The 18,908-nt window shown below is 65.5% G+C and carries 15 protein-coding genes and 1 tRNA gene; 3 read left to right on the plus strand and 13 right to left on the minus strand.

Annotated features, from left to right (window positions below; translation table 11 throughout):
• Nucleotides 1-126 precede the first annotated feature (126 nt).
• Nucleotides 127-1,071 (minus strand): DinB family protein, encoded by a 945-nt coding sequence (locus K7G82_RS05880; RefSeq protein WP_222988894.1) that lies wholly within the window; start codon nt 1,069-1,071, stop codon nt 127-129.
• Between the two features lie 236 nt (nt 1,072-1,307).
• Nucleotides 1,308-1,384 (minus strand) — tRNA-Arg (locus K7G82_RS05885).
• A gap of 85 nt (nt 1,385-1,469) precedes the next feature.
• Between K7G82_RS05885 and K7G82_RS05890 the strand changes: the two genes are divergently transcribed.
• Nucleotides 1,470-1,985, plus strand: a complete 516-nt coding sequence (locus K7G82_RS05890) for a hypothetical protein (protein ID WP_222988895.1) — start codon at nt 1,470-1,472, stop codon at nt 1,983-1,985.
• On the opposite strand, the gene K7G82_RS05895 is transcribed toward K7G82_RS05890, so the two are convergent.
• From K7G82_RS05895 to hemB, 4 genes are all read right to left on the minus strand, one after another.
• Nucleotides 1,972-2,520, minus strand: coding sequence for a gamma carbonic anhydrase family protein (locus tag K7G82_RS05895; protein WP_222988896.1), 549 nt, complete (start codon nt 2,518-2,520; stop codon nt 1,972-1,974). The genes K7G82_RS05890 and K7G82_RS05895 overlap by 14 nt on opposite strands.
• Nucleotides 2,508-3,059, minus strand: coding sequence for a GNAT family N-acetyltransferase (locus K7G82_RS05900; RefSeq protein ID WP_222988897.1), 552 nt, complete (start codon nt 3,057-3,059; stop codon nt 2,508-2,510). The genes K7G82_RS05895 and K7G82_RS05900 overlap by 13 nt, the downstream gene beginning before the upstream one ends.
• A gap of 10 nt (nt 3,060-3,069) precedes the next feature.
• Nucleotides 3,070-5,274 (minus strand): fused MFS/spermidine synthase, encoded by a 2,205-nt coding sequence (locus K7G82_RS05905; RefSeq protein ID WP_222988898.1) that lies wholly within the window; start codon nt 5,272-5,274, stop codon nt 3,070-3,072.
• Between the two features lie 86 nt (nt 5,275-5,360).
• Entirely contained in the window at nt 5,361-6,350 is a 990-nt protein-coding gene (hemB, locus tag K7G82_RS05910; protein WP_222988899.1) for a porphobilinogen synthase, read from the minus strand.
• A gap of 112 nt (nt 6,351-6,462) precedes the next feature.
• Here hemB and K7G82_RS05915 point away from each other — a divergent pair, with 112 nt between their 5' ends.
• Nucleotides 6,463-7,344, plus strand: coding sequence for a diacylglycerol/lipid kinase family protein (locus tag K7G82_RS05915; protein ID WP_222988900.1), 882 nt, complete (start codon nt 6,463-6,465; stop codon nt 7,342-7,344).
• 118 nt (nt 7,345-7,462) lie between these two features.
• Nucleotides 7,463-8,260 carry a hypothetical protein gene (locus tag K7G82_RS05920; protein ID WP_222988901.1) on the plus strand — a complete coding sequence of 266 codons (798 nt, stop codon included), beginning with the start codon at nt 7,463-7,465 and terminating at the stop codon, nt 8,258-8,260.
• 39 nt (nt 8,261-8,299) lie between these two features.
• On the opposite strand, the gene K7G82_RS05925 is transcribed toward K7G82_RS05920, so the two are convergent.
• The 7 genes from K7G82_RS05925 to K7G82_RS05955 all read right to left on the minus strand — a co-directional run bounded on the left by K7G82_RS05925 (nt 8,300) and on the right by K7G82_RS05955 (nt 18,906).
• Nucleotides 8,300-10,033, minus strand: coding sequence for a DUF885 domain-containing protein (locus tag K7G82_RS05925; RefSeq protein ID WP_222988902.1), 1,734 nt, complete (start codon nt 10,031-10,033; stop codon nt 8,300-8,302).
• A 69-nt stretch (nt 10,034-10,102) separates the two neighbouring features.
• On the minus strand, nt 10,103-10,753 hold the full coding sequence (locus tag K7G82_RS05930) for a glutathione S-transferase (protein WP_246623298.1): 651 nt from the start codon (nt 10,751-10,753) through the stop codon (nt 10,103-10,105).
• Entirely contained in the window at nt 10,743-11,696 is a 954-nt protein-coding gene (trhO, locus tag K7G82_RS05935) for an oxygen-dependent tRNA uridine(34) hydroxylase TrhO (RefSeq protein WP_222988903.1), read from the minus strand. The genes K7G82_RS05930 and trhO overlap by 11 nt, the downstream gene beginning before the upstream one ends.
• Before the next feature lie 7 nt (nt 11,697-11,703).
• Complete coding sequence (locus K7G82_RS05940) at nt 11,704-13,161, minus strand: MATE family efflux transporter (RefSeq protein ID WP_222988904.1); 1,458 nt, start codon at nt 13,159-13,161, stop codon at nt 11,704-11,706.
• Between the two features lie 163 nt (nt 13,162-13,324).
• Nucleotides 13,325-15,976, minus strand: coding sequence for a valine--tRNA ligase (locus tag K7G82_RS05945; protein ID WP_222988905.1), 2,652 nt, complete (start codon nt 15,974-15,976; stop codon nt 13,325-13,327).
• A gap of 160 nt (nt 15,977-16,136) precedes the next feature.
• A complete protein-coding gene (locus tag K7G82_RS05950) occupies nt 16,137-18,209 on the minus strand; it encodes an alpha/beta hydrolase family protein (RefSeq protein ID WP_222988906.1) in 2,073 nt (690 codons plus the stop codon).
• A gap of 220 nt (nt 18,210-18,429) precedes the next feature.
• On the minus strand, nt 18,430-18,906 hold the full coding sequence (locus K7G82_RS05955; RefSeq protein WP_222988907.1) for a DUF2497 domain-containing protein: 477 nt from the start codon (nt 18,904-18,906) through the stop codon (nt 18,430-18,432).
• Nucleotides 18,907-18,908: the final 2 nt, after the last annotated feature.

Genomic DNA, 18,908 nt, shown 5'->3' on the forward strand with positions numbered 1-18,908 from the left:
CATGGATGCCCAATCATGATGCCCCTTTCATCCATGGCCGGCCCGAACGCTCATACCGGTCGCGATGGCAAAACCCATCGCGATCGGCATTATCGTGCTCCCGCCCTGCCCGTCTTGGGCTGTCGATCAGGGTTCAGCGCTAATATGCGTTGCGCGGTGGGCATCGCGCAGGAACACCGGCAGGTCGTTGGCCGGCGGCTCCGACGGCAGCTGATAGAGCATGTCGCTCACGAACCCGCGATGATAGCTGGCGTGGTTGACGACATGGAGGAGCATCTCCGCGCGCGTCATCGCGCCCCGGCCGCCATCGACGAACCGGAAATCGACCATCTCGTCCGCAGCCGCATCGGTCAGCCGGTCCGCATAGGCGATGTACCAGCGATCCATGGCCTGCACCGCCGCCCAAAGATCCGCAAGCGGCGGCGGATGATCGGTGTTTCGCGCGACATGACCGTGCGGCCGCCCTTCCAGATGGGCGCGGAAGATCTCGTCGACGACATGAAGGTGGTTGAGCGTATGCACGATATTGCCGAATCGCGTCGCCCTTTGTCGCTCCGCCTCGCCTTCGGGCAGATCCATCACATGACGATAGCTGATCTCGTTCGCCCAGGCCTTGTAGCGCATGAGCAAGCGCAGCATGGCCGACGCGCTTCCAGTCTCCACGGCCGCATCCGCCACATCCGCCCGATGCACGATATGGATCTTGTTGCCGTCCGGATCGCGCAGATACGCGCCGAAATATCCCGGTCCATATCGATCGCGCGGCCCCGGCGCACCCTCGTCCCGGCCGCCATGCGCCATCCCGGCGGCATAGGCGCGTTTCACGGCCTGCCCGGAAGGCGCGTGGAAGGCGACCATGACGCCATTGCCGGGCGAACATGGTTCGCCGTCAAAGGGGCGACAGGCATAGAAACGCGGCAGGCCGGAGCCGGCCTTGTGCCAGCACAAGGCCGGCGGGCCGCCGTCCGGCCGCACCGGCCGCCGGGTCAGGCCCAGCGGCGTCAGCAAGGCATCGTAGAACAGCGCCGCACGATCCAGATCGCTTATGCCGACGCTGATATGGCTGAACATGGTTTTCCCTTCATCGCGGAAGATCGCATCCGGCGCGATGGCGCCGGCGGCGACATTGCCCGAAGATGCCTGGACGTGGACGAGGGCAAATCGCCAAGATTGCGGGCAAATCGGCCAATTGCGGCATGTGCGGCGAGGGAAGGCGCGACCGGGCATGCGGAATGCAACAAGGCCGATGGCGGAAGCCACAAAAGGAAACGCCGTTCCTCACACTGGGTGAGAAACGGCGGAAATCCTGGCGCGCCCGGAACGATTCGAACGTCCGACCCTCAGATTCGTAGTCTGATGCTCTATCCAGCTGAGCTACGGGCGCGCGTTGGAGGCGGTCCAATAGGCGGGTCCCGAGAGATGTGCAACCCCGTTGCGATGCTTTTCTTCGCGAGATAGGAAAATCCCCGATGCAACGCCTTTTCATCCCGCTTCTTGCCGTGCCGGCGCTGGCCGCCTGCACCGCCCCCACCGGCGATTTTCCCTCGCTCGCGCCCCGCCCGGTCGAACAGCGCAGCGATGCGGAGCCCGCACCGCCGGCGATCGCGCCCGCCCCGGCCGATCCCGCGCTGGCAGCCCAGCTTGCGAAAATCCTGGCCGATGCGCGAAAGGGCGAATCCGATTTCGCCGCCGCATTGCCCGCCGCCGAGCGCGCGGTTTCGGCCGCGCGCGGCACCGGACCGTCGAGCGATGCATGGATTACGGCGCAATCGCAGCTGTCCGCGCTCGATTCGGCGCGTGCGCCGACAGCCGGCGCGATGACCGAGATCGATTCGCTTTACGTGTCGCTGGCCGATCGCGCTTCGCAGGACGCGAAGCTGGGCGGCGTCGCCGACGCGGCGGCCGTCCAGAGCGAAGTGGAAACGATGTACAACCGGCAGGTGGAGCGGCTGGCGGCGCTCCGGAACGGGCTCAGCCAGCCCTGACAGCCACCGCATGGGCCTTGGCGAGCTGGCGGTAATGCGCCACGCCCATCAGGTTTCCGGCCACCTGTTCGTCGGTCAGCGTGCGCATCAGCCGCGCCGGGCGGCCACCCCACATCTCGTTCGCGGCGATCGTCTTGCCGGGCGTCAGCATGCCGCCGGCGGCGAGCATGCCGCCCGATTCGATCACGGTGCCGTCCATGGTGATCGCGCCGAGCCCGATAAAGCCGCGATCCTTGAGCAAGGTGCCGTGGACCATCGCCATATGGCCGATCAGGCAATCCTCGCCGATGATGGTCGGATGACCGCCCTTGCCGTCATTGCCCGAATCGCAATGGATCACCGTGCCGTCCTGGACGTTGGAACGCGCGCCGACCCGGATGAAGTTCACATCGCCGCGCAGCACGCAATTATACCAGATGCTCGCTTCCGGCCCGATCTCGACATCGCCGATGATGCGGCAGCCCGGCGCGATGAAGGCGCTGGGATCGATGCGCGGCGTCTTGCCGTTGAAATCGATGATGCTCACGCCGTCCATTGGTCTTTCTCCATCACATAGACGATGGTGGGATTGAGATCCGCGCCATAGGCCGGATCGATGAAATCGAGATCGGCGCGGCGTACCATGCCCAGCCGTTCCATCAAGCCCCAGGATGCGGCATTGCCCTGAACGGTGAAGGCGACCACGCGCGGCGCCCCGTGCACGCTGAACGCGCGCGTCATCGATGCCGTCGCCGCTTCCCTGGCATAGCCCCTGCCCCAGCCATCCTCGCGCAGGCGCCAGCCGATCTCGAATTCCCCGGTCAAACCCGTACCCGACGCGTTGACGCGCTTGAGACCGCAAAAGCCGAGCAGCGCGCCATCGGCCTTGCGTTCGATCAGCCAGAAACAATGGCCATGCTCGGCCTGGCACGCATTGACGCGCGCGATCACCGCGGCCACGCCGTCGCGCGTCTGCAACGGCCCGAGCCAGCGGAGCACGGCCGGGGTGTTGAGATGGGCGAGATAGGGATCGATATCCGCTTCATCCCATGTCCGCAGCCGGAGCCGATCGGTTTCCAATATGGTTTCGGCCATGCCCTTCCCCCTATGGCGCCCAGGCCCTGACCAGGGGCAGGATGCTCGAAAAATCATCGGTCCAGCCGGAAAAGCCGGGCTTCGCGCCCAGCATCCGCCAGTTGCCGGCCCCGTCGTCCAGCCGCTGCCCGATCAAATGCGCGATCACTCCTTGATCGGGCGACAGGGCGACCCAGACCGAACTGGAGCCGTGCGGAGCGGGCTGCGGATCCCGGCTGATGAAATACGGCAGAACGGCGCCATGCCATCCCCCTTCGGCGGCAGCGGCGGCGATCACCGGTTCGAGATCGAGATAGCGGTTCGAAATATGGACGAGCAAGAGCCCGCGCGGCGAAAGCGCGTGGCGGTAGATACTGAACGCCTCATGCGTCAGCAGATGCGTCGGCACCGCATCCGAGGAAAAGGCATCGAGCGCGAGAAAATCGAGACCTCCGGGCGTTTCCGACCGCAAGCTCATCCGCGCATCCCCGACCATGACCGGCGCGTGCGGAGCGCAACGCGACAGGAAGCTGAACCGGCGGGGGTCGCGCGCGATGCGGACGACGGCGGGATCGATCTCGTAGAAGCGCCATGACTGGCCGGGCCGCGCATAACAGGCCAATGTGCCCGTTCCCAACCCGACAATACCGATACGCGCATGCGGCCCGGCCAGTTGAGGGAGCGCGGTCAGCGCCCGTCCGACGCCCGACCGCGCGATATAATAGCTGGTGGGATCGGTCTGGTGCCCCGGCGTCAGCGTCTGCATGCCGTGAACCGTTGTGCCGTGGATCAGGCGGCGCACCTGCCGGTCTTCGTCGGTCGCCACCGTATAGACCCCGAAATAGCTGCGCGTGCGCGCATCGCCGGCAAGCGAGATCACGAACGCCGCCCATCCCCCATGGATCATCAGCAGGCCGGCGACACAGGCCGCGAATGGAATGGGCCGACCGACACTGACGATGCCGAGCGCAAGCACGGCGACCCCCACGGCGACCTTCCAGCCCGCCAGGCTGAGCAGCAGCGCGAACGGCGCCGCGACCACGACCGCGAGGGTCAGGACAAGTGCACGCTGGCCGCCGCCCCACAGCCGCTCGATCCCGGCGTGCCAATGATGCTGGGGCGCCAGGAGCGCGGCGGCGACGATCAGCAGGGGATATTCATAGATCCAGTCGAACGCGATGGGCGCGAGCACCGAGGAGAACAGGCCGCCGACAAGGCCGCCGACCGACATCGCCAGATAGAAGCCGGTCAGCCGGCCGGGCGCCGGACGCAGCCGATACAGGCGCGTATGCAGCGAGACCGCGACAACGAAAAGCAGCGTCAGGCTGAGCGCCGCCCGCAAGAGCGGCCGGCTGTGATCATCGACCAGCGCGAAACCGCCAAGCACGAGGATGAGCAGCGGTGCGATCCAGGTGATCGTATCGGCGATCGTCCGCCGCGCCGCGAAAGCGACGGAGAAGCTGAGCAGATACAGCGCGAGCGGAATGACCCAGAGCAACGGCATGGCGACGATATCGGTGGTCAGGTGCATCGTCGTGGACAGCATGAACGCGGAAGGGATCGCCGCCAGCGCGATCCAGTGGAGCCGACGGGATATGGCGGGCGCCGCGCCGCGCTCCGCCCCGCGATCGACGGCCGCCGCCCGCCCGCGCGGCAAGGCGACCGCGCAGGCGACGATCAGCAGCGCGAGCAGGACATAACCGCCGCTCCAGAGCAGGCTTTGCCCCGCGATCGGCAATCGCGGCTCCACCACCAGGGGATAGGCGATCAGCCCGGCGAGGCTGCCGAGGTTCGACGCGGCATAAAGCGCATAGGGATCGCGGCCGCCGCTCGCGAACGCGTACCAGCGCTGCATCAGCGGCGCCTGCGCCGCCACCGCGAAGAAGAGCGGGCCGATCGAGAGCAGCAGCAGCCATGGCACCCACAGGGCGGGTTCGGCATCGGGCGCCGGATTGGCGGCGATCAGCCCGATCGGCAGCCACAGCGCCGCACACGCGAACACGACGAGGTGGATCAGCACCTGCCGCGCCGGCGGGAGCCGGCCGATCGCATGGGCATAGGCATAACCGCCCAGCAGCAGCGCCTGATAGACGAGCATCGCGCTGTTCCAGACGGCGGGCGCACCGCCCAGCCGCGGGAGCGCCATCCGCGCGATCATCGGCTGGACGAGGAACAGCAGGAAGGATCCGGTGAGGATCGTGGCGACGAACAGCGGCCCCCGCCCGACCCGGATCATGAACCACCGCCCGGCGACCCTCGCCTCGCCCGGATTGTGCCAAGCGTCATCAGCCCAGCCTGAGCAAGGCCGGCTGAATAGGGTGTTTACGCAAGCAGCCGCGCCGCATGCGCGGCATGGTAGGTGAGCACGCCCGAACAGCCGGCGCGCTTGAACGCCATCAGCGTTTCCACGACCAGTGCATCGCGATCGCCCGCGCCGGCCGCCGCCGATGCCTCGATCATCGCATATTCGCCCGAAACCTGATATGCGAATACAGGAACTTCAAACCGCTCCTTCACACGGCGTATGATGTCCAGATAAGGCAGGCCGGGCTTCACCATCACGCTGTCCGCGCCTTCGGCGAGATCGGCGGCGACTTCGCGCAGCGCCTCCTCCGCATTGGCATAGTCCATCTGGTAGGTCTTCTTGTCGCCCTTGAGCAGGCCGCGCGAGCCGACGGCATCGCGGAACGGGCCGTAAAAGGCGCTCGCATATTTGGCCGAATAGGCCATGATCTGCGCGTTGACGAAGCCTTCGTCTTCGAGCGCGGCGCGGATCGCGCCGACGCGGCCGTCCATCATGTCCGACGGCGCGATGATGTCGGCGCCGGCGCGCGCCTGGTTGAGCGCCTGGCCGACCAGCACATCCGACGTCGCGTCGTTGAGCACATAGCCTGCCGCGTCGAGCAGCCCGTCATGACCATGCGCGGTATAGGGATCGAGCGCGACATCGGTGAGCACGCCGACCTCCGGCACCGCATCCTTGAGCGCGCGGATCGCACGGCACATCAGATTGTCCGGATTGAGCGCTTCCGCGCCATCGTCGGTCCGCCGGTCGTGCGGCGTATTGGGAAACAGCGCGATGCAGGGAATGCCGAGGTCACGGGCTTCGCGGCCGCGCGCCACGATATTGTCGACCGACCAGCGCGAGACACCGGGCAGGCTCGCCACCGGCTCCTCGACGCCCTTCCCTTCGCAGATGAACAGCGGCCAGATCAGATCGGCGGGGGTCAGCACGGTTTCGGCATGAAGCGACCGGCTCCACGGCGCGGAACGGGTACGGCGAAGGCGAAGGGCGGGGAAAGGAGCGGCCATGGCCGCTGCTTTCGGCCTTTGCCGCCGCCGCCGCAACCCCTTTCCCCGCGAGCCACCCGATCATCGGAAAGATTCGCTTGCACCACCGCCGCCGCCCGTGCGTTGTGCGTTCATGCGAACCGTCCATTCCGCCGCGCTGATCGTCAACGCCCAGTCGCGCAAGGGGCGCAAGCTGTTCCGCAAGGCCAAAGCGGCGGCCGCCGACCTGCCCTTTCCCGTCAAGGCGCACGAAGTGCGCAAGCCCAGCCTGCTGGAAGCGACGGTGCGCCGCGCCCTCGCCGACAAGCCCGATCTGGTGATCCTGGGCGGCGGCGACGGCACGATCAGCGGGCTTGTCGACCTGCTTGTCGGCGAAGATGTGGCGCTGGGCGTGCTGCCGCTGGGCACCGCGAACAGCTTCGCGCGGACATTGGGCATTCCGCTCGACCTGCAGGGCGCGATGGACGTGATCGGCGCCGGCCATTTCCGGCGCATCGACCTGGGCATGGTCGATGGCGATTATTTCGCCAATTGCGCGGCGATCGGCATCTCGCCGCTGATCGCGGAGACGGTGCCGCACGGATTGAAAGGCGCGTTGGGGCGCGTCGGCTATCTCATCTGGGCGACCTGGAAATTCTTCCGCTTCAAGCCTTTCACGCTGATCGTCGAGCAGGACGGCCAGGAGAAAAGGCTGAAGGTGGTCGAAGTCCGCATTTCCAACGGCGCCTTCCATGGTGGCACCGAACTGGTCGACGAGGCCCAGCCCGACAGCGGCGAGATCGTCGTGCAGGCGGTGACCGGCCATGTGAAGCGCCGGCTGGTGTGGAACTGGTTCACCAGTTTCTTCCGCCTCGACGCGCGCAAGGAGACCGTGGAAAGCTTCATCGGCCACGAGATCAAGGTCCGCACCGAACCGCCGCTCGCCATCTCGATCGATGGCGAAGTGCTGGCCAAGACCCCGGTGACGGCGCGTATCGCCGCCGGGATCATCGAGGTTGCCGCGCCTGAAACCTGATACATCTGGAGCCAGATGCATCCGCCTTGCCCGACGCATCGCACTTCGCTAGCCGCGCCGCGGGCAGCATCGGAAAATCATCCGGATTCTGCCGGGTTCACTATGCGTTGGAGATGAAATGACACGAGTGTCGCGCGTGAAGGCGAAATGGCTGGCAACCGCCCTGACCACTGCCACCCTGACGATCGGCGCCGCTGCACCGGCCCAAAAAGCCGGCGGGGCCGAGCGGCAGATCCAGGGCGCGCTGACCAGCGCCAGCCCGAAGAATGACGGGCACCCCTATCAGGTGCGGACCATGCCGCTGGAGGCAGGCAAGCGCTACGCGCTCGGCGCCGAAAGCGAGGCATTCGATCCGACGCTGCGCATTTCCTTCGCCGACGACGATGACGAGGCGCTTGCCGAGGATGATGACGGCGGCGACGGATCCGCTTCCTATATCGAATTCACGCCCGAACGCAGCGGCACCTATCGCCTGCGCGTCGCGTCCGCCGGCAGGGACACCGGCGCCTATCTGCTGAAGATGCGGGATCTGCCGCCGCTGCCGGCGCCCTTGCGGCCCAGCCCCGTCGGCAGCAGCAGCATCGCGTTCAAACATTATGCAGGCGCGCTGACCGGCACCGACGGCGAGATCCGCGGACGACGCGTCGACGATTACCAGTTCCGTTTCGAGGGCGGCAAGCAGGTGTTCCTGTTCATGGATCGCGACAATGACGATATCGATCCGATGATCGAGGTCCATGCCGGAACCGGCCGCACCAATGCCGAGCCGATCGCGGGAGACGATGACGGCGGCGACGGCGTGAACGCCCTGCTGATCTTCACGCCGGAGGAGAGCGGCGATTTCATCGTGCGCGCAACGACCTCCAACACGGACGCGACCGGAAGCTACAAGCTGCGCGTCGGCCAGGAGCCCTGATGGCAAGGCGCGGCGAGCCGGGCTCGCCGCGCGCCCGCCTCATTTCTTGCCGGCGATCCAGGCCTCGACATTCTTGCGCAGCAGCGCGAGCGGCACGACGCCGTCGCCCAGCACGACCGCATTGAATTCCTTGATGTCGAAACGCTTGCCCAGCGCCTTTTGCGCCTGATCGCGCAGCGCCACGATTTCCAGGCCGCCCGAATCGTAAGCCGTCAGCTGCCCCGGCAGCGAAGCGATACGATCGGTCATCCCCTTCGCCACTTCCGGCGGAAAACGCCCGGTCTCGGTCAGATAGGCGACCATGCGTTCGCGGCTCCACTTGCCGATATGCAGGCCGGGATCGGCGACCATGCCGCGTGCGGGCCAGGCGCGACGGGAAATCTTCATCTGTGGCGTATCGAGCAGGCCGATCTCCTCGGAGAGACGCTCCGAATAGCGCGCCCAGCCCTCGATATAGGCCGAATTGAAGCCGATCTTCGAAAGCTTGCTGTTGGGCTGGCTGGCGGCATAGGCGAATTGCAGGTGATGCCCCGGATAGCCTTCATGCACCGCGGTGATCGCCATGTCGGCGCGGCTGGCATCCTCGACCTTGCCGACCTGGAGCATATAGAGCGCGGGCTTCGCCGGATCGGCAGCGGGCGTATAGTTGGAACTGACGCCGGCCGCCTCCATCGCGTCGGTCATCGGCCGCACTTCCAGCGGCTGCTGCGGCACATGGTCGATGATCGCCGCCACCGCCTTGCGTGCGCGCTCCACCACCTCGCGATTATAGGCGACGATCTCGTCCTTCGACGTGAATCGCTCCTTGGGATCCGCCTTCACCCGCGCGACGATCTGCGAGAAATCATCGGTGCCGTAGAGCGCCTTGCCCATCGCGCGAACGTCGGCGACATTGGCGGCGACGGTACGTTCGCCAAGCGCCGCCACCGCTTCACCCGGCCGATCAAGCGTCGTGTAGGACCGCAGCATCGCATTGTAGCAGGCGCGACCATCGGGCAGATCGAGCACCGACAGGCTTTCGCGCGCGGCCGGGATATACGTATCGCGCAGAAAATCGCGATAGCCACGGATCGCCGGTGTGATCCTGTCGCGGACCAGCGCCGTGAATGCCGCCTTGAACGCCGTGTCGTTGCTGGCCTTGGCAGGCGCGAAGAACGGTGATTGCTCGGGCGTCTCGGCGATCAGCCCCTCAACCTGCGCCAGCGCGCGGACCGCCACCGAGCGCGGCACGACATAGCCCCTGGCGATGCCCTGCTTCAGATTGGCGATATCCGCGGCGATGAAATCGGGCAGGCCACCCCAGCGCGCAAGCGCATCGGCACGATCCTTGGGCGTTGCCACGGGCTGGCGCTCGGCCAGATTCGGAAAATTGCCGGGCCAGCCGTCCATATGCGAAACCGTCCAGAGCTCGCTATGGCAGACACGGAGGCCGCGCTCGGCCTCCAGCATCTCGCGCGCGATCGCATAGTCGCGCACCATCGCCCGATCGGTCAGCGTCTTCTGGTCGAGCGCGTCGAGACGGGCGAGCAGCGCGTCCACCTCGGCATTGTTGCGCGCGATCGCCGCCGGGCTGATGTCGTTCAATATGTCGTTCCGGCCGCCGCCAATGTCCGTGTAAAGCGGCAGGAAGGGATTGGCGGCCAGGCGGTTGGCGACGATGTCGTCGGCGATCTTCGCCATGGTATCGCCGGAGCCGCCCTGCGCGATCGCCGGCAGCGACGCCGCCGCATAAAGCAAGACGCCCGTCCGCATCATCTTCGACCAGCAACGCACCACGCAACCTCCCCGCTATCTTCGTAACGTGGGCGGATTAGCGAAACTGGTAATATATGAAAAGCTGACTTAGCTCAGGAATTGAGATTCCCGATCCGAAAACAGGATGGGCGCATCCCCCGCCTGCCATGGCTGCAGCCGGACCATCGCCGCCGAGAACAAGGGCGCGGCCAGCCGACGTTCCAGCCAGGCCTGCAGATGCGGCAGCGGCCGCGCATCGAACCATGCACGATCGGTCTGCGCGAATTGCCGGACAAAGGGCATGATCGCGGCATCGGCAAGCCCCGGTGCATCACCGCGGAGACAGGGCTGCGACGCCAGCCGCGCTTCCAGCACGTGCAACAGCTCAAGCGCCGCATGGCGATGTTGCGCCGGATCGGAGGCATGGCGATCGGGATATTTGTAGCGATCGAGATGATGCTTGAACGGCCCGTCATTGGCCGCGATCAATGCCTCGTCCCCGCGCGCCAGCCAGCCTTCCGGATCGTTGCGGCCAAGCGCCCAGCGCATGATATCCAGGCTCTCGTCGATCACCCGGCCATCCGGCAGCACGAGAACGGGCACCGTGGCCTTGGGCGATACCGAAACCATCTCCGCCGGCTTGGCCACCAGCTTCACTTCGCGGATCTCGCAGATGGTGTCGCTGACCAGCAACGCCAGCCGTGCCCGCATCGCATAGGGGCAGCGGCGGAAACTGTAGAGGATCGGCCTAGTCATCATCGGGCGGGAGCCGTTGCGCGCCGATATGCGCTTCGCCCCGTGCCTCGGCCAGACGCTCCTGACGATGCCGCTCGGCATAGCCGGCGCGCTGCTCGTCGCTGCGCTCGCCATGGCAGGCCGGACAGCTGACGCCTTCGGCATAGAGCGGCGATGCGAGATCCGCGGCGCCGACGGGGCGACGGCAGCCATGGCAAAGCTGATAGCTGCCCGGCGCGAGCCCGTGGCCGACCGATACGCGTTGATCGAACACGAAGCATTCGCCCTGCCACAGGCTTTGCTCCACCGGAACGGTCTTCAGATATTTGAGGATCCCGCCCTGCAGGTGATAGACTTGGTCCACGCCCTCCGCCTTCAGGAAGGCGGTCGATTTTTCGCAGCGTATCCCGCCGGTGCAGAACATCGCGACCCTGGTCGGCGCCCCCTCCCCCAACAGCCGTTCGCGTTCGGCGCGGAACCAGGCGGGAAAATCGCGGAAGCTGCGCGTCTGCGGATCGATCGCGCCCGCAAAGCTGCCCACCGCCACCTCATAATCGTTGCGCGTATCGATGACGATCGTGCCGGGGTCGGAGATCAGCGCGTTCCAGTCCTCCGGCGGCACATAATGGCCGGCGTCGGCGAGCGGATCGATATCGGGTTCCCCCATCGTCACGATCTCGCGCTTCAGCCGCACCTTCATCCGGTGGAAGGGCATGGCCGCAGCGCGCGAGACTTTGATATCGAGATCGGCGCACCCCGGAAGCGCGCGGATCGCCGCCAGCACATGGCCGATCGCTTCGTCCGATCCCGCGATCGTGCCGTTGATGCCTTCACGGGCGATCAGCAAAGTGCCCCGGATCGCGTGCGCGCGGCATATCTCCGCCAGGTCACCCCGGATCGCCTCGCAATCGTCGAAGCGCGCGAATCTGTAGAGCGCGGCCACGCAAATGGGGAGATCGCGAGTCATCCGCGCCTCAGGCCGTGGGCGTCAGCCGCCCGGCCGGCTCGGCCTCGGCATTGACCGCCTCGCGACATTCCTCCGAATCGGGCGGGACGATCAGGGTCGCGCGGCGCCAGCTGTTCGACCGGTAGAATGCGACCGCGAGCAGCACGGTGACGAGCGAGCCGACCGGGAAGCTGAGCCAGAGAGCGTCCGGCCCCAGCGCGTCGCGCATGATCAGGATGAACCCCAGACGCACCGGATAGAGCGCGATGATCAGCGTGACGAGCGGTCCATAGACCGCGCCGTTGGCGCGCATCACCCCGAACAGGATCAGCGTGACCCCGAACAGGATGAAGCTCCAGCCCGCCATCAGATGAATATGCGCGGCCAGCGGAATCGCCGGGCTGTCCGCCCCCACGAACAATGCGAGCGCGTAGCGATCGAACAGCACCAGCACGAGCACCAGCGCACCCGTCATCGCCAGATTTGCGATGATGCCCGATCGGGTGATCTGTGCGATCCGATCCCAGCGCCCGGCCCCGATATTCTGGGCCGCCATCGCGCTGACCGCTGCGCCGATCGCCATCGCCGGCATCTGCACATAGGTCCAGAGCTGCTGGATCACGCCGAAGGCGGCGGCGTAGAGCAGCCCCTCGCGATTGACGAGCCCGGTCATGGCGAGGCCCGCCGTCGACATCACGATCATCTGCAGGCCCATCGGAAACCCCTTGCCCAGGATCATCCTGAGCAAGGCGGGATCGGGTTTCAGATAAGCGAGTTCGGGGCCGCGCAGCCTGATCGGCAGATCCTTCGCATAGATGTAGACGACCATCGCGATCGCGCTGATATAACCCGCGATCACGTTTGCCAGCGCCGATCCGGCGATGCCGAGTTCCGGGAACGGGCCGACGCCCAGGATCAGCAACGGATTGAGGATCATGTCGAGCAGCACGCTCAGCACCATGAACCAGAGCGGCGTCATCGAATCGCCCGCACCACGCAGGCCCATCATCAGCAGCACCGACAGGAAGGATGCGGGCATCACCAGGAAGATGATGCGCAGATAGGCGAGCGCCATCACCTCCGCCTCCGCCGGGGTCGCGAGCAGGTGGAGGATCTGCGGCGAGAAGATCCAGCCGGCCAGCGCGATCACGATCGCCAGCACGACGAACATGCCCAGCGCGCTACCGATCGCACGGCGCGCGGCATCGACGTCGCGGCGGCCGAACGCCTGACCGACCAGGATCGTCGCGGCCATGCCGAAACCGAAGACCAGCGCGAACATCAGGAACATGATGATATTGGCGTTCGCGGTCGCCGCGATCGCATTCTCGCCCAGGAAACGGCCCACCCAGATCGCATTGACCGACCCGTTGAGTGACTGGAGGATGTTCGATCCCAATGTCGGCAGCGCGAAGATCAGCAGCGTGCGCGTGATCGGCCCCTGGGTAAGATCACGGATGCCGGTCTTTTTCTCTGTCTCGGCCATCCGCTTCTCCCTCACGCCCACTCCACTTCCATCGTCATTCCGGCGAAAGCCGGAATCCCGTGCACTGAGTCATGGAGATTCCGGCTTTCGCCGGAATGACGATGGGAGTCGGATCGGTCAGCTCTCTAAAGCGCTTTCCCGTCGAATGGAATCATCGCTTGATCTACCTCAGCCGCGCCAGTGCCGCCTGCAACCGTTCAGCCTCGGCAGCCTTCTCCGCATGGTCCGCGCGCGCCTTCTCCACCGCCTCGGGCTTGGCGCGTTCGACGAAGCTGGGATTGGACAGGCGCCCGGCCAGCGAGTCGCGTTCCTTGGCGGCCGCCTCGATCGCCTTGGCGATGCGCGCGCGTTCCGCGTCGAGATCGATCGCGCCGGCGAGCGGCAGCATATAGGTCGCCTCGTCCACCACGATCTGGATCGCGCCGCCTTCGGGCGCGGCATCGTGGCTGATATCGGACACCCGCGCCAGCCGGCCGAGCGCCGCCGATTGCCGTGACAGCCGCTCGGTGGTGACGTCGCCCGCCTCGCGGACATGCAGCGCCAGCCGGGCGCCGGGCGGCACGTTGAGCTCCGATCGCGCCGCGCGAACCTCCGACACCAGCCGGATCAGCCAGTTGATCTCCTGCGCGGCGCCGGCATCGAGCGCATGGGCATCGGCCAGCGGCCATTTCGCGACGATGATGTCGTACTGGCGCTCACCCATCGCATGCCACAGCTCCTCGGTGATGAAGGGCATGAAGGGATGCAGCATGACGAGGATCTGATCGATCACCCAGCCCGCGACGGCCCTGGTCTCGTCATCGATCTGGCCACGTTCCTCGCCGACCGAGACCGGCTTGATCAGTTCCAGATACCAGTCGCAGAAGCGGCTCCAGGTGAACTGGTAGATCGCGTTCGCCGCCTCGTCGAAACGGAAATCGGCGAAGGCGAGATCGAGTTTCTGCACGGTCTCGATCGTCTCGGCGATGATCCAGCGATTGACAGGCAGCACCGCGTCTGGCGCGCGCAGCATCGTCGATGCGCCGATGCCGTTGGACTGGGCGAAGCGCGTCGCGTTCCACAGCTTGGTCGCGAAGTTGCGATACCCCTCGACGCGCTTCTCATCGAGCTTGATATCGCGCCCCTGGCTTTCCATCGCGGTGAGCGTGAAGCGCAGCGCATCGGCGCCATAACGATCGACCAGGCCGAGCGGATCGACGGTATTGCCCTTCGACTTCGACATTTTGGAGCCATCGGCGGCACGGACGAGCCCGTGGAGATACAGCGTCTTCCACGGCACTTCCTTCATGAAGTGCAGCCCCTGCATCGCCATGCGCGCATCCCAGAAGAACAGGATGTCGAAGCCGGAGATCAGCACGTCATTGGGATAATGGCGCTTGAGCAACTCGGTCTGTTCCGGCCAGCCCAAGGTGCCGAACGGCCAGAGCGCGGAAGAGAACCAGGTATCGAGCACGTCATTGTCGCGCGTGAGCGTGACGTCCGCGCCCGCCTGAGCCTGCGCGGTCGCCTCATCTTCCGCGACATAGCATTTGCCGTCGTCGCCATACCATGCCGGGATCTGATGCCCCCACCAGAGCTGGCGGCTGACGCACCAGGGCTGGATATTCTCGAGCCAGTTGAACCAGGTCTTTTCCCAGCTTTTGGGCACGACGCGGATATCGCCATTGCGCACGGCGGCAATCGCCGGCTGCGCCAGCGTCTCGGCATCGACATACCATTGGTCGGTCAGCCAGGGTTCGATCACCACGCCCGAGCGATCGCCATAAGGCGTCTGGATCGTGCGATCCTCCACCTTCTCCAGCAGCCCCGCCGCGTCGATCGCTGCAACGACCTGCTTGCGCGCCTCGAACCGGTCGAGCCCGATCAATTCGGCCGGCACCAGCCCGTCGGCGGTCTGGACGACCTTGGCCTCAGCATCGAGCATATTGAGCATGTCCGCCGGCTTGATGCCGGCGCGACGCCCCACCTCGAAATCGTTGAAGTCATGACCCGGCGTGATCTTGACCGCGCCCGAACCCAGTTCGGGATCGGCATGCTCGTCAGCGACGATCGGGATCAGCCGGCCGGTGATCGGCTGGCGAACGTTGCTGCCGATCAGCGCCTTGTAGCGATCGTCCTCGGGATTCACCGCGACCGCCATGTCGGCCAGCATGGTTTCGGGCCGCGTCGTCGCGATCGAAATATGGCCGCTGCCATCCTCGAGCGGATAGCGGAAATGCCAGAATTTGCCGGCGACCTCCTTGGTCTCGACCTCGAGATCGGAGATCGCGGTCTTGAAGCCCGGATCCCAGTTCACCAGGCGCTTGTCGCGATAAAGCAGACCCTGATTGTAGAGATCGACGAACACCTTGATGACCGCGCGGCTGAAATGCGGATCCATGGTGAACTGCTCGCGGCTCCAGTCCATCGAGCAGCCGAGCCGGCGGAGCTGGCGGGTGATCTGCCCGCCGGACTGCGCCTTCCATTCCCAGACATGCTCGACGAACGCCTCGCGGTTCATGTCGGTGCGCTTCACGCCCTGCGAATTCAGGTTGCGTTCCACCACCATCTGCGTGGCGATGCCGGCATGATCGGTGCCGACCACCCACAGGGCGTCCTTGCCCTGAAGCCGCGCATGCCGGACCAGCACGTCCTGCAAGGTGTTGTCCAGCGCATGCCCGATATGCAGGCTGCCCGTGACGTTGGGCGGCGGATTGACGATGGTGAAGGGTACGGCGTCGAGCCGTTCCGGGCGGAACAGTCCGCCCTTTTCCCAATGGTCGTACCACCGCGCCTCGATGGCGGCCGGATCGAAGGTCTTTGCGAGTTCGGTCATGATGAGCGGGCCTTAGAGCGATTTGGAGTTCGATGGAATCATCGAACGACTCGAAAATCGCGGCGAAACAAAAAATCCGGGCCAAGCGCACCAGATTCCAACTGCTCATTGCGATTCGGGTACGGCACATGTCGGAGTGCCGCCCTTCTCGCGCGGTCCATCAGCGCGGCGTCGCGCTTCCGTCCCCCTTCGTCCACTGGTCGAGCCAGGCGAACACCTCGTGATACCATTGCATCGAGTTGCGGGGCTTCAACACCCAGTGATTCTCGTCCGGGAAATGCAGCAGGCGCGAGGGCACGCCACGGCGCTGGAGCGCGGTGAAGGCCGCCAGCCCCTGGGTATCCGGAATGCGGAAATCGTTGGCGCCATGGATGACCAGCATCGGCGTCTTCCATTTGGCGACATGGTTGACCGGGTTCCATTTCTCGAACTCCTCGGGCTTCTCGTAATAGGGGCCGCCATGCTCCCATTCGTCGAACCAGAGTTCCTCGGTCTCGTAGGCCATGGCGCGCGCATCGAAGACGCCGTCATGCTGGACCAGGCATTTGAACCGGTCGGGCCACTGGCCGGCGATCCAGTTCATCATATAGCCGCCATAGGATCCGCCGAGCGCGCAGGCATTGGCGATGTCGATCCCGGCATCCTTCGCGCCCGCCGCGACGATGCCGAGCTTCAGATCCTCGAGCGGCTTGCCGCCCCAATCACGGTTGATACTGTCCGTGAAAGCCTGGCCATAACCCGTTGATCCATGGAAATCGATGGTGACGGCAGCATAGCCCGGCGCCGAGAACAGCCGGGGGTTCCAGCGATAGGACCAGCCATTTCCGAAGCTGCCCTGCGGCCCGCCATGAACGAGCAAAGCCACCGGCAACTTGCCGGCCGCGCCCTGCGGCTTGACGACCTGGCCCCAGACGGGGTCCCCGCCGGCACCCGCGAAACTGAAACGCTCGACGCTCACCGGATCGATCTGCGCCAGCTTGTCGGCATTCACGCGGGTAAGCCGGGTGAGTTTGCCCGCCTTGCTCATCCGGTAGAGATCGTCGGGCGCCTGGATCGAATTGATCGTCAGGATCGCGCCGCCATCGGCCAGCGGCAGGATATTGCCGGCAGTGCCGGCCTGGGTGAGCCGCGCCACCTTGCCGGTCGCGACATCGACGCGGAACGCGGGATCGTCGAGCGTGTCGCCCGCCGTCACCAACAGGCTCTTGCCATCCTTCGCCCAGGCGAGCGAACCGACCGAGCGATCCCAGCCTTCGGTCAGCGCACGGACCTGGCCCGTCGCGAGATTGCGGAGCTGGACGACCTGGCGATCGGCCTCATAGCCCGGCCGCTTCATCGCGACATAGGCCAGCCATTTGCCGTCGGGCGAGACGGCGGGCAGCGTATCGGTCGCGTCATTGGCGTCGGTCAGGTTGACCGGCGCCGCGCTGCCGTCGGCGGGACTCGCGAAAATGTCGAGATTGGTCGACGTCGCCTCGATCCGCCCGGCTTCGCGCAAGGTGAAGTAGATCGTCCGGCCGTCAGGCGCCCAGGCGATTTCCTCCGCGCCGCCAAAGGGCTTGGAGGGCGTATCGCCGACCAGTTCGCCGACCACCGATACGCCGGTGCCGACCGCCTTGCCGTTTTCGAGCGGGAAGACATAGAGACGCGAGCGTTCGGTGGGATTTTCCCATTCGTCCCAATGACGGACGAAGAGCTGGTCATAGGTCCGCCCGGTGCCGATCGCGGTATTGGCGAGCCGGACCGTGGAACAGGCGAAATCGCGGCAGCCCAGATTGCGCTCTCCCCAGATCGCGATACGGTCTCCGCTCGGCGCCAGCGCATAGCCCGCGACATCGGCGGAAAGCTCGGTCACCTGTTCGGGCGTGCCGCCAGGCAAGCCGACACGCCAGACCTGCTCGTTTTCGGCGGCGTTGCTCAGATAATAGAGATATTTGCCGTCGGCGGAGAATTTGGGATCATGCTCGTTCTTGTCGGCGGCGGAAGCGATCTTCACGGCCACGGCATTCTTCGCCGAAAGATCGAGCAGCCACAGATCGGTGCGACGCTTGTTGGCGGGCAGATCGGTTTCGCTCAGCGAATAGGCCAGCCATCGTCCATCGGGAGAAACCGCGGGCGCGCCGATGCGATGCATCGTCGCCAGATCCTCGGCAGTCATGGGGCGGGCAATGGCGGCGCCGGGCGCCTGGGCGATGGCGAGCGCGGCAAGGCTCGCGAGCAGCAACGTCTTCATGGGCGCTCAATAGACCCATTTTCCAGGCGCCGCCATGTTTGAGAATGGGTTGTGGACGAGCGCTTAGCGTCTTCCACCCGTCGCTCCAGCGAAAGCTGGAGCCCATTCGGTCTATCCGCTTCGGAGATGCATCAGGATCGCATAGGCTCCAGCTTTCACTGGAGCGACGGTGATGCAACTATCAGAAAGCCCGGACAAACGCCTGGGAATGATACCGTTTTTACAGGTCCTTGCCGGTGATCCTGCGGATTTCGCGCGAGACCATACGCTCCACCACGGCGGGCAGATTGGCGTCCAGCCATTCGCTGAGCATCGGGCGCAGCATTTCGCGCACCAGCCCTTCCAGCGTGTTCGATCCCGCTTCCGGCTTCACGATCAGAGACGACAGCGACTCGAGCGATTGCCGGCTGGCCTTGGCCACGCGTTCGGAAACCAGTTCGGGATCTTCCGCGATTTCCTTCATGGGCTCGGGCTCTTCCTCTGCATAGGCATCGGCTTCCGCGACGGTCTCGGTCAATTCGAGAACTTCGTCCTCGTCCTCCGGTTCCTCGGAAATCACGGGGGCCGGCGCCACTTTCCGCCGCGCAGCGGCGCGCGCGCGCGCCGTTGCCGCCGAGGTATCGGCGTCTTCGGCGATGATCCGCTTGATCGAAGACAATATGTCTTCCATCGACGGTTCGTTGGCGATGTCCCCCATCT

The organism is Sphingomonas colocasiae, assembly GCF_019880585.1.
Taxonomy (GTDB): Bacteria; Pseudomonadota; Alphaproteobacteria; order Sphingomonadales; family Sphingomonadaceae; genus Sphingobium_A; species Sphingobium_A colocasiae.